We start from the raw sequence: 13,091 nt of genomic DNA, 5'->3' as shown, positions 1-13,091 counted from the left end.
GGTGTCCGGACAGGTTTTTGCTGTTTGCGGGACACGGCTTGGGGTATTTTTTCGGGCATGTCTGCTCCAATTCCAGGGGACAGGCCCACAGATGTTCGGAGACCGCACGATATGACCAAGAAATCGGAAACCTTGGAAATTCGCGTATCTTATGAGTTGAAAAGCAAGTTGGCAGATCTAAGCGAACAGCGCGGATCGTCGATGAGCGAACTCGTGCGTGGTGTGATCGACCGCGAGCTGGCAGGGCCTTCACCAGACACAGTTGGAGAAGATGAAATGCCCATTCGAACGCTCAGCCGTTTTGCCCCTAAGACGCTCTATCTGCTGCCGGTCTTGTTACTGGCTGGTCTTTATTGGGGGTCTGCCCAAACACCTGCACAAGCAACGCCGATGGCGCGGATCTTCTTTGCCGAGTTGGATCGCGACGGGGACGGGGTGATTACTGAACCGGAATTGTACCAATTCCTGACGGAAGAAGAGGGCCTCATCGTCGGGGATGATTGTGATGTGACAGAAGAATCCTGCACACCAGAGGCAATTGCAGCAGAGGAGATCAATCGGGCGGATTCCAACGCAGACGGTCACGTCGAATATTCTGAATTCGAAATCTTCTATCTGGCAGAGCGGGCGGTGGAGTTTCTCGAATATGATGCCGACGAAAATGGCGTGGTGTCCCCGGATGAATTTGTGGCCATGGAAGTGCGGGATCTCATCGAGTTCCCCGATCCGGAAATGGATGAGCCGCTGTCGGCCGAATGCCTGACCATGGTTGAAAGCGACAAGATCGAAGGCATCGCCAAAGCTTGTATCCCCGCGCATGAGCTTCGGATGGTCATGGCCGAGTTTGACGCGGATTTTGATGGCAGAGTCACATTGCGCGAATTTCTACAGAACTGACCCCTCGCCGCGCAACGAAAAAGGCCGCCCAACGGGGCGGCCTTTTGAATTTGTTTGGGCGGGAAATCAGTCCATCGCTTTGAAGTTGAATTCGCCACCTTCTTTGATGCCCGACGGCCAGCGCGCTGTGACGGTTTTCGTGCGGGTGTAGAACTTGAAGCTGTCCGGACCGTGCTGGTTCAGGTCACCAAACATAGATTTTTTCCAGCCGCCAAAGGTGTGGTAGGCCAGCGGAACAGGGATCGGAACGTTGATCCCGACCATGCCGATATTCACACGGCTGGCAAAGTCGCGGGCGGTGTCACCATCGCGAGTGAAGATTGCAGTGCCGTTGCCGTACTCGTGATCCATCGCCAGTTTCAGCGCTTCTTCATAAGAGCCTGCGCGCACGGTCGACAGAACCGGGCCAAAGATCTCTTGCTTGTAGATGTCCATCTCAGGCGTAACGTTATCGAACAGGTGTGGGCCGACAAAGAAGCCGTCCTCATAGCCCTGCAAGCTGAAGTCGCGGTTATCAACAACCAGCTTCGCGCCTTGTTCTACGCCCGAGTTGATCAGACCAAGAATACGCTCTTTGGCAGCACCGGTTACAACTGGGCCCATGTCGACGTCATCGCCGGCGGTGTAGGGGCCGACCTTCAGTTTTTCAACACGCGGGATCAGCTTTTCGATCAGAGCGTCGGCGGTTTCCTCGCCAACGGGGACTGCAACGGAGATCGCCATGCAGCGCTCGCCCGCCGCGCCGAAACCGGCACCGACCAGAGCGTCGGCCGCCTGGTCCAGATCCGCGTCAGGCATGACGATCATGTGGTTTTTGGCGCCGCCAAAACACTGCGCGCGCTTACCGTTCGCGGTTGCGCGGGAATAGATGTATTGCGCGATCGGGGTCGACCCAACGAAGGACACGCCCTGGATGGTATCGCTGTCCAGCAGAGTGTCCACGGCCTCTTTGTCGCCGTTGACGACCTGGAAGACGCCCTTGGGCAGGCCGGCTTCGACAAACAGCTCTGCTAGCATCAGCGGCACAGATGGATCACGCTCGGACGGTTTCAGAACCACTGCGTTGCCGCAGGCCAGGGCAGGGCCTACGTGCCAAAGCGGCATCATGGCTGGGAAGTTGAACGGCATGATGGATGCAACAACACCCAGCGGCTGCCGCATGGAATACATGTCGATGCCAGGGCCTGCGCTGTCGGTGAACTCACCCTTCAGCATCTGCGGTGCGGCGATGCAGTATTCGATCACTTCCAGACCGCGCTGCAAGTCGCCCTTGGCGTCTGGGATGGTTTTGCCATGCTCGCGGCTGAGCGCCTCGGCCAGTTTGTCCATGTCGCGGTTCATCAGGTGAACCATGGCCATCATGACACGTGCGCGTTTCTGTGGATTGGTTGCACCCCAGGCAAGCTGCGCGGCGGCCGCGCTTTCGATTGCCGCCGTGGTTTCGGCAGCACTTGCCATCGGGCACTTGTACTGAACCTCGCCAGTGGCGGGGTTAAAGACGTCGTCAAATCGTCCTGAGGTTCCGGCGACATTCTCGCCGTTGATGAAATGGGACAGCTCGGTCATTGCAGATCTCCTCCGATGCGTTTGTGCGCACAATAGGCTTGCATAAATTGCTTGAACAGAGGCAATGTCCCAAAGATGTTTTGCAAAAATGCAAAGGGCGGGGCGTGACACCAAACTGGGATGATATGCGGGTCTTTCTGGCCGTCGCGCGCGAAGAAAGCCTTTCGGCTGCCGGGCGTCAGCTGAAGATCGACCCAGCCACCGTCGGGCGGCGGATTGCTCGGTTGGAAGCCTCATTGGAAGCCCCCCTGTTTACCAAGTCGCAACAAGGCTACCTTTTGACCGCTGCGGGCGAACGCCTGATGGAACACGGGCTGAAAGCCGAAGAGGCGATGCGCGCGGCGGCGGGTGCGATGGCGGGCACTTCGAAAACGCTCAGCGGACAAATACGGATTGGCGCGCCGGATGGGTCGGCCAACTATCTTTTGCCGCAGGTCTGCGCGAAAATCAGCGATGCAAACCCCGATCTGGATATTCAGATCCTAGCCCTGCCGCGCGTGATCAACCTGTCCCGGCGCGAGGCTGATATGGCGGTGACCGTCAGTGCACCAACAGCTGGAAGCCTTCTGGTCCAGAAAATCACCGATTACAAACTGCACCTTGTTGCGACGCGCGACTATCTGGCCTCTTACCCGGCAATCCGTTCGATCCAGGACCTGAGTGGCCATCGCATGATTGGCTACATTCCGGATATGATCTTTGACCGCGAGCTGGATTATCTAGGGGATATCGGTGTTGACCGTGTCGCGCTTGCATCGAATTCGGTGTCGGTTCAGCTGCGGCAGGCCACGCTTGGAACGGGGGTTTGTGTTGCGCATGATTTCACCTTGCCGTTTCATCCCAACCTGCAGAAAATCCTGACGGATCAGGTGAGTTTGACCCGGAGTTTTCACCTGGTGCGACATCAGGGCGATCAGCGGAATGAAAGATTGAACCGGTTTGCGCAGGCCTTGACGCAGGGTATTCGGGAAGAGGTTGAGCGGCTTGAGGCTCAAGTGTCACCTTGACAGGTTTAAGCATTCCGGCAACGCTTTGGAAAACAGGACATTATTTCGGAGGTTACGCTTATGCTCGTTCAGGCCATTCTGAAATCCAAGGCCACCGGAGGGGTCGAGACAGTCAGCCCGACAATCACTGTGGCTGACGCCTCGAAAATCCTGGCCGAAAAACGGATCGGGACGGTTGTTGTATCAGAAGATGGCGGCGAAACGGCATCAGGCATCCTTTCCGAGCGGGACATCGTAAGGGAGCTGGCCGCAAGCGGCAGTGGTTGCCTGGCGCAGCCAGTCAGCGCCTATATGACCCGTAACCTTGTGACAGCCACTCAGCAGGACACGGTTCAGGATATCATGACCCGCATGACCGAAGGGCGCTTTCGCCACATGCCCGTTGTCGAAGATGGCAAGCTGGTGGGGATCGTCACACTGGGCGACGTGGTAAAGGCGCAGCTGGCAGAACTGGCTATGGAAAAAGACGCGCTGCAAGGCATGATCATGGGGCATTGAGGCCCTTGAACCCCAAAGCTGGCCCTTGCACCTGCGGCGAAGTTATGTTTGCTTGCGCAGAAATTTTGTTGCGCAGGAGGCCGCGATGAGGGTTGGATTATATCCCGGAACATTCGATCCAATCACCTTGGGTCATATCGATATCATTCGCCGTGCGGCTGCTTTGGTGGACAAACTCGTCATTGGCGTTGCGATCAACCGCGATAAGGGGCCTTTGTTCTCGCTCGAGGAACGCGTTGCGATGATCGAGGCGGAATGTGCTCATCTGACCGAGCAAACGGGAACCGAAATCGTTGCGCATCCCTTTGAAAACCTGCTGATCGACTGCGCCCGTGATGTTGGGGCGCAGATCATTGTCCGCGGGCTGCGGGCTGTTGCGGATTTTGAATATGAATTCCAGATGGTCGGGATGAACCGGGCGTTGGACGACACGGTCGAGACGGTCTTCCTGATGGCCGAGGCGCGGCATCAGGCCATTGCCTCCAAATTGGTTAAGGAAATAGCCCGGTTGGACGGGGACGTGTCGAAATTCGTCACGCCCCGCGTTAATGCCGCGCTACGTGATCGTTTAGGCTAGGGCACCCATCGCTGCGGCGGTGTCCAGCATCCGGTTCGAGAAACCCCACTCGTTGTCATACCATGCCAGCACACGCACCAGTGTGCCGTCGGTCACCTTGGTTTCCGGCAGCGACACGGTCGAGCTGTGTGGGTCGTGGTTGAAATCCACCGAGATCAGCGGGCGGTTCTCTGCCGCCAGAACCCTGGGGATTCTGGCTGCGGCTTCGGTAAACAGCGCGTTGACTTCGTCCTCGGTTGTCGGGCGTGAGACTTCGGCGACCAGATCAACCACGGACACGTTCGGTGTTGGGACACGAATGGCCTGACCTGTCAGCTTGCCGGCCAGTTGCGGCAGGACGAGGCCAACGGCAGACGCCGCGCCCGTAGTGGTTGGGATCATCGACAATGCCGCCGCGCGTGACAGGTAAGGGTCTTTGCCGGCAGTGTCGTGAACCGGTTGGCTGGCTGTGTAGGCGTGAACCGTGGTCATGTTGCCGTGGACAATGCCTAGCCCTGCGTCCAGCGCTGCGGCCACCGGTGACAGGCAGTTGGTGGTACAAGACGCATTGGACACCACGTTATCTTCGGCCGTAAGCTCGTGATCGTTAACGCCAAACACGATCGTTTTCACAGCGCCATCGCCGCGGGCGGGGGCCGAGATCAATACCTTCTTCGATCCGTTCGTGAAATGGCGGGATGCAGCTTCGCGTGTGCGGAATACGCCAGTGCATTCCAGAACGACGTCCACATCGGACCAATCCAGTTTTTCCGGCTCACGCTCGCTGCTCAGGCGGATTGGGCCGTTTCCAACGTCCAGGCCTGCCTCGGTTAAAGTGACAGGTTTGCCGTACCGGCCATGGACGCTGTCGAATTCGAACAGATGCGCGTTCATTTCCGGCTTCGCCAAGTCGTTTATCGCAACGATTTCAACGTCAGTGCGCCCGGATTCCATGACCGCCCGCAGCACGCCGCGTCCGATCCGTCCAAATCCGTTGATTGCCAGCTTGAGTGTCATGTCCTGCTCCGTCCGAAATGCGGCTAATTTGAAGTTAGCGCTAACAAAGCCAGTTCAGAGGAAAAGTCAAGCAAAACCTCTGTCACCGCCAGAAGGCGAGCCAGTCCAGAAAGGTGTAGAGTTTCTTGCCAAGGAACACGAATTGTTCGGTTCCAAAGAGGGCATAGCTGATAACGAACAAGCTCAGAATGAGCAGGGCAAGCCAGATGGCGATTTGATTTGTCATGCTTGCCCCGGACGAAAACGCCCGCCCAGTTAACCTGAGCGGGCGAAAAGGTTCAAGATTTCAAAGCAACCTTAGTTAAGGCGACCCATGGCAACTGCGACGTCTGCCATGCGGACCGAGAACGCCCATTCGTTGTCGTACCAAGCCAGAACGCGAACCATGCGGTCGCCGACAACGCGGGTTTGGTCGGGTGCGAAGATCGAGCTTTCCTCGGTGTTGTTGAAATCGGTCGAAACAAGCGGTGCGGGTTCATAGCCTAGAACACGCTGCATCGAACCCAGTGAGGCTTCGCGTACGATAGCGTTCACTTCTTCTACCGTTACATCACGAGCAGCGCGGAATGTCAGGTCAACCGCAGAAACATTCGGGGTCGGGACACGGATGGCCGAACCATCCAGGCGACCTTTCAGATTGGGCAGAACCTCACCCAAGGCTTTCGCGGCACCTGTCGATGTCGGAATCATCGACATCGCTGCAGCACGGGCGCGGTACAAATCGCTGTGACGGCGGTCCAGGGTCGGCTGGTCGCCGGTATAAGCATGGATCGTGGTCATGATGCCGTTCTCGATGCCGATGCCCTCGTCCAGTACCTTGGCAAGCGGAGCAAGGCAGTTCGTGGTGCACGAGCCGTTCGAGACCATTTTGTCATCGGCCACAAGGCTGTTGTGGTTTACACCATAGACGATGGTCTTATCGATGTTTTTGCCCGGGGCAGACAGCAGGACCCTTTGTGCACCGCGATCCAGGTGTGTTTTGGCTTTCAGGCCGTCATTGAATTTACCGGTGCATTCCAGAACGACATCGCAGCCATCCCAGTCCAGTTCGTTCATGTCATAGGTCGAGAACATCTCCATCGGGCCGCGGCCCAGATCCATGGTTTTGCCATCGATTGCGACATCGCGGGGGAAACGTCCGTGGACACTGTCATACTTTAGCAGGTGCGCTGTGGTTTCCAGCGGGCCGGTTGCGTTGACCTTGATCACTTCGATGTCGTTGCGGGCGGATGCCGCGATATGCGACAACGTGCAGCGGCCAATGCGGCCAAAACCATTGATACCGACCTTGATGGTCATGTGCTGTCTCCAAATGCGCTTGCGTTGGACGCCATATAGCTGTCAAAGCGCTTTCTCAAAAGACCAAAAGTGACATATTTTTAACGTGTTAGCGCAAACCTGCGCCGGTTGCGCTAACGCTTGCGCTAGCCGTCGGATCGGGTAGGCTCCGGTTGCGGCAGGTGAAGTGAAAGGAAACACCATGAGCGGTCTGTTGGCCCTGTTGGATGACGTAGCAGGTATTGCAAAGGTTGCGGCCTCGTCCGTGGACGATGTGGTCGCGGCGGCCGGAAAGGCGGGCGCAAAGACCGCTGGTGTGATCATCGACGATGCCGCCGTAACCCCGAAATACGTTCAGGGATTCGCCCCGGCGCGCGAGTTGCCCATCATTTGGCGCATCGCGCGTGGTTCCATATTCAACAAGATTATCCTGCTGCTGCCGGTTGCTTTGCTACTGGCGAATTTTGCTCCGTGGTTGATCACGCCTTTGCTGATGATCGGCGGTTCTTACTTGTGTTTCGAGGGGGCCGAGAAGATATTTCATGTCCTATTCCCTCATGGCAGTCACGTTATCGAGGAAGACATGGCCATTCGCGACCCCGGCCATCTGGAAGAGCAAAAGGTCAAAGGCGCGATCAAGACGGATTTTATCCTTTCGGCTGAAATCATGACGATTGCGCTGGCCGCGATTGAGGCCCCAAACCTGTGGATGCAGGCCGCGACCTTGGCGGTTGTGGGGATCGGTGTCACCGTGGCGGTCTACGGGTCAGTTGCCCTGATCGTGAAGATGGACGATGTCGGGCTGTACCTCGCGCAAAACGCACCGACACCGATTGGGCGAGGGCTTGGGCGCGGGTTGGTCAAAGCCATGCCGGTTGTCATGAAAATCCTGTCCATAGTCGGCACAGCCGCGATGTTGTGGGTCGGCGGTTCCATCATCATTCACGGGATGGAGGTTCTGGGCTTTGGGTGGCTGGGACACCACATCCACGACTGGGCCTATGCCATTGGTCATTCGGTGTCTGAGCAGTGGACCGGTGTTGTTGAATGGGTATCCAAGGCGACGATGGACGGTGTGTTCGGTCTGGCCTGGGGGTTTGTTCTGATCCCGGTGGCGACAAAGGTGGTCGGGCCGATGATCGGGATGTTTTCAAAGAAGACTGATGCGCATTGAATTGAGAATCCTGAAAGGAGTGACCTGAGCCATTTGCCGGCTTATCGACCGGTTCAGAGTTGGGTCCGCATACAATTGAAGGGGCGCGCAGCCAAACGCAAAACGGCGGCCTTGTCGGCCATGAACCTTGGCGCGGAACAAATGCCGTTTGAACCGCTCAGGCTTTACCAGGTACTGCATTTCCGGATCGACACGGCGGAGACTGCGGCCCGACGCGCCAAGTGGGCAGGGGGGCGATTGTTTAACCTGCTCAGCGGCCAGTCGGCGCAATTCATTCCGCTATATGGAACGCATGTTAGGCAGGTTTTGTCTGCTGCAGGGCAGAACGTGCCCGATGGGATTGTGCCAGCAGAACGGTATGAGTTGCGATTGGATTATGCGAAACGGGCCTATACGGCGTTGAAGGCCGAGCTAATGCAGCCAAAATAGGAAAGGGCGGCCAAAGCCGCCCTTTTTTGTATCTGGCTGATGAGCAGAGTGTTTACTGACCCAGAAGTTCCTTGACCTTGGCCACTGTCGCCTCGGCGGTGATGCCGAAATGCTTGTACAGTTCACCGGCTGGGGCCGACGCACCGAAGCTGGACATGCCGATGAAACCGGCTTTGGCTTCGCGACCACGTTCACCCAGCAACCAGCGATCCCAGCCACCGGCGCGAACGGCGGCCTCGATACCGACACGGACAGGGCCGCCCGGCAGGACGCGCTTGCGATAGGCTTCATCCTGCTGCGCAAACAGCTCCATCGACGGCATGGAGACGACGCGGGTGCCGATGCCTTCAGCCTCGAGCATCGCTTTGGCTTCCATCGCCAGCGACACTTCGGACCCGGTGGCGATCAGAATGGCCTGACGCTTGCCCTCGGCATCGGCCAGAACATATGCGCCTTGCGCGGTCAGGTTCTTGGCCTTGTGTTCTTTACGCACCGTCGGCACGCCCTGACGGGTCAGCGACAGAACCGAAGGGCTGTCCTTGAACGTCAGCGCCAGTTCCCATGCCTCAGCCGTCTCAACCACATCGGCGGGACGGAACACATAAGTGTTCGGCGTCGCGCGCGAGATGGCCAGATGCTCAACCGGCTGGTGGGTTGGGCCGTCTTCGCCCAGACCGATTGAGTCGTGGGTCATCACGAAGACCGTAGGCACCTTCATCAAGGCGGCCAAACGCATCGAGGGGCGGGCATAGTCGGTGAACGCCATGAACGTGCCGCCATAGGGGCGGATACCGCCGTGCAACGCCATACCGTTCATCGCTGCGGCCATGCCGTGTTCGCGGATTCCATAGTGGATATAGCGACCCTTGCGGTTTTCCGGCAGGAACACGCCCATATCCGCAGATTTGGTGTTGTTCGACCCGGTCAGGTCGGCGGAACCGCCAACGGTCTCGGGCATGATCGGGTTCACTACGTTCAGAACCTTTTCCGAAGACGCGCGGGTGGCGAGTTTCGGCTGATCTTCCGACATCTGCTTTTTGAACGCACGGATGGAACCGGCCAGTTTCTTAGGTGCATCAAACGCATAGGCGCGGTTGAATTCGGCCTGTTTGCGTTCGGAAATCTGCGCGAAACGCTCTTCCCATTCGGCGCGTTCAGCCGCGCCACGGGCACCGATGGCCTCCCAAGCCGATTTGACGTCAGTAGGGACCACAAAGGCATCATGGGGCCAACCATAGCCGTTTTTGGCGGCTTTCAGCTGATCCTGATCGGTCAATGCGCCGTGACCTTTGGAAGTATCCTGTGCGGCGTGACCCAGCGCGATGTGGCTTTCGCAGGCGATCATGGATGGTTTGTTGGACGATTTGGCTTGCACAATGGCCGCATCAATCGCGATCGGATCATGGCCATCGATTTCAATCACGTTCCAGCCCGAGGCCTTGAAGCGGCGCACCTGATCGGTGCGATCAGCAATATCCACGGTGCCGTCGATGGTGATGTTGTTGTTGTCCCAGAAAACAATCAGCTTGCTCAGCTCATGACGGCCAGCCAGTGTGATGGCCTCTTGGCTGACGCCTTCCATCAGGCAACCGTCGCCCGCAATCACATAAGTATAGTGATCGACGACCTTTTTGCCGTAATGCGCACGCTGGATTTCTTCGGCCATGGCGAAACCAACTGCGTTGGAAATGCCCTGACCCAGTGGCCCGGTGGTGGTTTCGATACCGTTCACCAGGAAGTTTTCCGGGTGACCCGCAGTTTTTGCACCCAGCTGGCGGAAGTTCTTGATCTCATCCAGTGTCACATCCGCATGACCAGTGAGATACAACAGAGAATAGACCAACATCGAACCGTGACCAGCAGACAGGATGAACCGGTCACGATCAGGCCAGTTCGGGGCCGAGGCGTCAAATTTCAGGTGCTTTTCAAACAGCACGGTCGCAACGTCGGCCATGCCCATTGGCATACCGGAATGGCCGGAATTGGCGGCAGCGACGGCGTCAAGGGTCAGGGTGCGGATAGCCGCAGCCTTGTTCCAGTGTTCAGGATTGGCATTGCGCAGCGCAGTCAGGTCCACGGGCGTTGTTCCTTTGGATTACAGGCAGATGAGGCGCTCAATACCATCCACCCCCCAAAGTGCAAGTGGAACCGGGGGTTGCGTCGCGTTCGTGGTTCAAGAATGCTGTCCAAGTGATTGAAAGCAAACAGTGGGTATTTTCCGTTTCATTCGGTTAGACTAGGCCAATACCCGGCCTGTATTGATTCGGACGGGCCGCGAAAAAGTGAACCTTGGTAAAGAGGTGGCAGGGGCATGAGCCAGATCGAAGAATTACAGCGCCGTATCGTTGCCGCGATGGAGAGGATTGGAACCGGTGTCGACGCCCTGCGTGACACGGTGCCCGCAAGTGGCGGTGATGACACCGCTTTGCACACGGCATTGGAAGACGAGCGCGTCGCCAATGCGCAGTTGGAAGAGCGGCTGAAATCCCTCAAGGAACGGCACGAGAAGGAAGTCGACGCGATGCGCGCCGACATGGATGCGCTGAAAGCAACGACAGCCGAAGATCCTGAAAACGGCGCGTTGCGTCAGCAGCTTACAGAGGCCACCGCCAAATTGGCGGCGGTCGAAGCGGCCAGGGCCGAGTTGGCAGAGGCTAAAGCTGCATTGGAAAACCAGGACGAACTGGTTGTTCTCAAGACAGAAAACGATGAACTTAAAGCGGTTGTGAGCAAAACGCAGTCGCTTGAAGATGAGAATAAAAAGTTGCGGTCCGAATTGGCCGACAGCGAGCGTGTTGCGGAGTTAAGCGCAGAGCTTGAGATGTTGCGTGCGGAACGTGCCAGCCACGGCGCGGCCATGTCGCGTTTGGATGATGATCTTCAACGTATGCGCAAGGCGAACGAACAACTGCGCAACTCGGTGGATGAATTGCGGGCGGCCAGCAAGGACGGTCTGGCCGATGCCGAGCTGTTGAACCGCGCGACTGTGGCCGAACTTGAGGCGACAAAGGCTGCACAGGCAACCGACGCTGCCGAAGCTCAGGCTGTACTGGCCCGGCTGGAGCCGTTGCTGTCGCAGGCAAAGCTGGCTGAGGGAGAGGTAGAGTAATGCCCGAATTGACCATTCATATCGGTGGCCGTGGTTTTGACGTTTCCTGCCAGGACGGTGAAGAGCCATTTCTGCAATCTGCGGCGAAAATGCTGGATGACGAAGCGCAGGTTTTGTCTGATCAGATCGGTCGGATGCCCGAAGCACGCATGCTGTTGATGGCTGGGCTGATGCTGGCCGACAAGACCGCCGCGACAGATGACAAGCTCAAACGGGCAGAGGCCAAGCTGGCCGAAGTTGAAGCCGAATTGCAAAGCCTGCGCAACCGGCCCGAGCCCGAGCCTGAAAGGATTGAAGTGGCGGTCGTCCCGCCTTCGGTCACGGACACACTGGCCGAACTGGCCGCACGCGCTGAGGCCTTGGCCTCGGTGGTTGAGGAGAATACGGCGAAATGAATGCGTTGAAAACGGTAGCGTTGGCCGGATTGTTCGGTCTACCAGGGGGCTTGGCCTGGGCGGACATGGATATCCTGCCGGTTAGCTTCACCTGCCAGAATGGCATTGAGTTGCAGGTTGCGTATTTCAATGCGTCCGACGGCTCCGGTGCGGCGGCGATGATGGTAGACAACCAATTGGTTGCCTTGCAGCAAGTGCCCAGCGGATCAGGTATTCGCTATGAATCCAAAGGAGAGACCGGGTCGTATATCCTTCGGTCAAAAGGGTGGGATGCGACCGTCAGCTTTCTGGCGGCCAGTGGGGCCACCAGTGAGCAGGTTGTTCTGGAGAATTGCAGCAGTCGCTGATCAGGCGTTTGCTTCGCGAATTTTGTCAGCTGCTTCTTTGTTGAATTCGACACCATTTTCGTCAAACAGCGTGTCCAATTCGCCCGACAGGGTCATCTCGGTGATGATGTCGCAACCGCCGACGAATTCACCTTTGACGTACAGCTGTGGCACGGTCGGCCAGTCAGAATAATCCTTGATGCCCTGACGAACCTCTTCGTCGGCCAGAACATTAACATCGGCATATTCAACGCCCATGTAGTTCAGCACGCCGGCCACGCGGGACGAGAACCCACATTGGGGCATCTCTTTGGTGCCTTTCATGTAGAGCACCACATCGTTGGCTTTGACGGTTTCGTTGATCTGAGTCTTAACGTCGGTCATCTTGCTTGTCCTTTTCACCCGCGTCGGGGGCGGTCGTTTCATCCTTTGGCGGGTCCGGGACCCATCCTTCTTCTTCTAGTCGCCGATGCTCGGCCTGTGCCAGGGCCAGCGGATCCAGCCCGTATCTTTCAATGCCGCCGACCTTGCTGATCTTGTCCGGGTCCGGGCGCATGTCGGCCAGCTTACGCTTTCTGTTGCGCTTCACATAGGCTTCGATAAGTGCCGCGGCAACTATCAATGCTGCAATGATGCCTATCCAGAAGAGCCAGCCGTTCATTTTTGGGGAGCCATTGTCTTTGCGTATTGCTGCGGATCACGCGGAACAACTATCGCACTCACCGCGCCCCCCCTGCCTCCGTCCATCGTTGAGGCGACCACGCTGGCATTCTGACTGGGGGTCGCCCCTTTGCGTCCACGCGTGATGGGTCTTCGTGCAGAGCGGCTACGCCTGACAA

16 protein-coding genes are annotated in these 13,091 nt (G+C 57.5%); 9 read left to right on the top strand and 7 right to left on the bottom strand.

Annotated elements, in window-relative coordinates:
- The first annotated feature begins 111 nt into the window (after nucleotides 1-111).
- Nucleotides 112-897, top strand: a complete 786-nt coding sequence (locus AC2FLJ_RS01495) for an EF-hand domain-containing protein (protein ID WP_058271512.1) — start codon at nucleotides 112-114, stop codon at nucleotides 895-897.
- 66 nt (nucleotides 898-963) lie between these two features.
- On the opposite strand, the gene AC2FLJ_RS01490 is transcribed toward AC2FLJ_RS01495, so the two are convergent.
- Complete coding sequence (locus AC2FLJ_RS01490) at nucleotides 964-2,463, bottom strand: CoA-acylating methylmalonate-semialdehyde dehydrogenase (protein ID WP_058271513.1); 1,500 nt, start codon at nucleotides 2,461-2,463, stop codon at nucleotides 964-966.
- 104 nt (nucleotides 2,464-2,567) lie between these two features.
- On the opposite strand from AC2FLJ_RS01490, the gene AC2FLJ_RS01485 reads away from it, so the two are divergent.
- From AC2FLJ_RS01485 to coaD, 3 genes are all read left to right on the top strand, one after another.
- On the top strand, nucleotides 2,568-3,470 hold the full coding sequence (locus tag AC2FLJ_RS01485) for a LysR family transcriptional regulator (RefSeq protein WP_496695357.1): 903 nt from the start codon (nucleotides 2,568-2,570) through the stop codon (nucleotides 3,468-3,470).
- A gap of 60 nt (nucleotides 3,471-3,530) precedes the next feature.
- Nucleotides 3,531-3,968, top strand: a complete 438-nt coding sequence (locus tag AC2FLJ_RS01480) for a CBS domain-containing protein (RefSeq protein WP_058271514.1) — start codon at nucleotides 3,531-3,533, stop codon at nucleotides 3,966-3,968.
- Nucleotides 3,969-4,053: 85 nt separating this feature from the next.
- Nucleotides 4,054-4,545, top strand: a complete 492-nt coding sequence (coaD, locus tag AC2FLJ_RS01475; RefSeq protein WP_058271515.1) for a pantetheine-phosphate adenylyltransferase — start codon at nucleotides 4,054-4,056, stop codon at nucleotides 4,543-4,545.
- Here coaD and gap (AC2FLJ_RS01470) read toward each other — a convergent pair.
- The 3 genes from gap (AC2FLJ_RS01470) to gap (AC2FLJ_RS01460) all read right to left on the bottom strand — a co-directional run bounded on the left by gap (AC2FLJ_RS01470) (nucleotide 4,537) and on the right by gap (AC2FLJ_RS01460) (nucleotide 6,840).
- On the bottom strand, nucleotides 4,537-5,541 hold the full coding sequence (gap, locus tag AC2FLJ_RS01470; protein WP_496704280.1) for a type I glyceraldehyde-3-phosphate dehydrogenase: 1,005 nt from the start codon (nucleotides 5,539-5,541) through the stop codon (nucleotides 4,537-4,539). The two genes, coaD and gap (AC2FLJ_RS01470), sit on opposite strands and share 9 nt — an antisense overlap.
- Before the next feature lie 82 nt (nucleotides 5,542-5,623).
- Complete coding sequence (locus tag AC2FLJ_RS01465) at nucleotides 5,624-5,767, bottom strand: hypothetical protein (RefSeq protein ID WP_282118521.1); 144 nt, start codon at nucleotides 5,765-5,767, stop codon at nucleotides 5,624-5,626.
- 71 nt (nucleotides 5,768-5,838) lie between these two features.
- Nucleotides 5,839-6,840: a type I glyceraldehyde-3-phosphate dehydrogenase gene (gene gap / locus AC2FLJ_RS01460; protein ID WP_496704279.1), complete on the bottom strand. Its 1,002-nt coding sequence runs from the start codon at nucleotides 6,838-6,840 to the stop codon at nucleotides 5,839-5,841.
- A 181-nt stretch (nucleotides 6,841-7,021) separates the two neighbouring features.
- Between gap (AC2FLJ_RS01460) and AC2FLJ_RS01455 the strand changes: the two genes are divergently transcribed.
- Together AC2FLJ_RS01455 and AC2FLJ_RS01450 are read left to right on the top strand one after the other, a co-directional pair.
- The gene (locus AC2FLJ_RS01455) at nucleotides 7,022-7,993 is read left to right on the top strand and encodes a DUF808 domain-containing protein (RefSeq protein WP_496695362.1); all 972 of its coding nucleotides are present in this window, start codon (nucleotides 7,022-7,024) and stop codon (nucleotides 7,991-7,993) included.
- 75 nt (nucleotides 7,994-8,068) lie between these two features.
- Nucleotides 8,069-8,422 carry a hypothetical protein gene (locus AC2FLJ_RS01450; protein ID WP_496704278.1) on the top strand — a complete coding sequence of 118 codons (354 nt, stop codon included), beginning with the start codon at nucleotides 8,069-8,071 and terminating at the stop codon, nucleotides 8,420-8,422.
- 52 nt (nucleotides 8,423-8,474) lie between these two features.
- Here the strand turns inward: AC2FLJ_RS01450 and tkt are convergent, their stop codons facing one another.
- Entirely contained in the window at nucleotides 8,475-10,499 is a 2,025-nt protein-coding gene (tkt, locus tag AC2FLJ_RS01445) for a transketolase (protein ID WP_496695366.1), read from the bottom strand.
- 234 nt (nucleotides 10,500-10,733) lie between these two features.
- On the opposite strand from tkt, the gene AC2FLJ_RS01440 reads away from it, so the two are divergent.
- From AC2FLJ_RS01440 to AC2FLJ_RS01430, 3 genes are read left to right on the top strand one after another with little or no spacing between them, the layout of a single operon-like run.
- On the top strand, nucleotides 10,734-11,531 hold the full coding sequence (locus AC2FLJ_RS01440) for a hypothetical protein (RefSeq protein WP_496695367.1): 798 nt from the start codon (nucleotides 10,734-10,736) through the stop codon (nucleotides 11,529-11,531).
- A complete protein-coding gene (locus AC2FLJ_RS01435; RefSeq protein ID WP_058277846.1) occupies nucleotides 11,531-11,926 on the top strand; it encodes a cell division protein ZapA in 396 nt (131 codons plus the stop codon). Before AC2FLJ_RS01440 ends, AC2FLJ_RS01435 begins: the two co-directional genes overlap by 1 nt.
- Nucleotides 11,923-12,273: an MliC family protein gene (locus tag AC2FLJ_RS01430; protein WP_109311584.1), complete on the top strand. Its 351-nt coding sequence runs from the start codon at nucleotides 11,923-11,925 to the stop codon at nucleotides 12,271-12,273. The genes AC2FLJ_RS01435 and AC2FLJ_RS01430 overlap by 4 nt, the downstream gene beginning before the upstream one ends.
- Here the strand turns inward: AC2FLJ_RS01430 and grxD are convergent, their stop codons facing one another.
- Together grxD and AC2FLJ_RS01420 are read right to left on the bottom strand one after the other, a co-directional pair.
- Nucleotides 12,274-12,636 carry a Grx4 family monothiol glutaredoxin gene (grxD, locus tag AC2FLJ_RS01425; protein WP_108858708.1) on the bottom strand — a complete coding sequence of 121 codons (363 nt, stop codon included), beginning with the start codon at nucleotides 12,634-12,636 and terminating at the stop codon, nucleotides 12,274-12,276.
- The gene (locus tag AC2FLJ_RS01420) at nucleotides 12,623-12,913 is read right to left on the bottom strand and encodes a hypothetical protein (protein WP_496695369.1); all 291 of its coding nucleotides are present in this window, start codon (nucleotides 12,911-12,913) and stop codon (nucleotides 12,623-12,625) included. Before AC2FLJ_RS01420 ends, grxD begins: the two co-directional genes overlap by 14 nt.
- Nucleotides 12,914-13,091 lie beyond the last annotated feature (178 nt).

The sequence above is a fragment of the Ruegeria sp. CDSA034 genome (assembly GCF_059612275.1).
Note: the sequence above shows the minus strand (reverse complement) of the source record. Positions and strands in the feature narration are given on the sequence as shown.

What these genes read in the sequence shown, in the direction of transcription:
- AC2FLJ_RS01495 (WP_058271512.1), top strand. Translation starts at nt 112, where the DNA reads ATGACCAAGAAATCGGAAACCTTGGAAATTCGCGTATCTTATGAGTTG.
- AC2FLJ_RS01490 (WP_058271513.1), bottom strand. Translation starts at nt 2,463, where the DNA reads ATGACCGAGCTGTCCCATTTCATCAACGGCGAGAATGTCGCCGGAACC.
- AC2FLJ_RS01480 (WP_058271514.1), top strand. Translation starts at nt 3,531, where the DNA reads ATGCTCGTTCAGGCCATTCTGAAATCCAAGGCCACCGGAGGGGTCGAG.
- coaD (WP_058271515.1), top strand. Translation starts at nt 4,054, where the DNA reads ATGAGGGTTGGATTATATCCCGGAACATTCGATCCAATCACCTTGGGT.
- gap (WP_496704280.1), bottom strand. Translation starts at nt 5,541, where the DNA reads ATGACACTCAAGCTGGCAATCAACGGATTTGGACGGATCGGACGCGGC.
- AC2FLJ_RS01465 (WP_282118521.1), bottom strand. Translation starts at nt 5,767, where the DNA reads ATGACAAATCAAATCGCCATCTGGCTTGCCCTGCTCATTCTGAGCTTG.
- gap (WP_496704279.1), bottom strand. Translation starts at nt 6,840, where the DNA reads ATGACCATCAAGGTCGGTATCAATGGTTTTGGCCGCATTGGCCGCTGC.
- AC2FLJ_RS01455 (WP_496695362.1), top strand. Translation starts at nt 7,022, where the DNA reads ATGAGCGGTCTGTTGGCCCTGTTGGATGACGTAGCAGGTATTGCAAAG.
- AC2FLJ_RS01440 (WP_496695367.1), top strand. Translation starts at nt 10,734, where the DNA reads ATGAGCCAGATCGAAGAATTACAGCGCCGTATCGTTGCCGCGATGGAG.
- AC2FLJ_RS01435 (WP_058277846.1), top strand. Translation starts at nt 11,531, where the DNA reads ATGCCCGAATTGACCATTCATATCGGTGGCCGTGGTTTTGACGTTTCC.
- AC2FLJ_RS01430 (WP_109311584.1), top strand. Translation starts at nt 11,923, where the DNA reads ATGAATGCGTTGAAAACGGTAGCGTTGGCCGGATTGTTCGGTCTACCA.
- grxD (WP_108858708.1), bottom strand. Translation starts at nt 12,636, where the DNA reads ATGACCGACGTTAAGACTCAGATCAACGAAACCGTCAAAGCCAACGAT.
- AC2FLJ_RS01420 (WP_496695369.1), bottom strand. Translation starts at nt 12,913, where the DNA reads ATGAACGGCTGGCTCTTCTGGATAGGCATCATTGCAGCATTGATAGTT.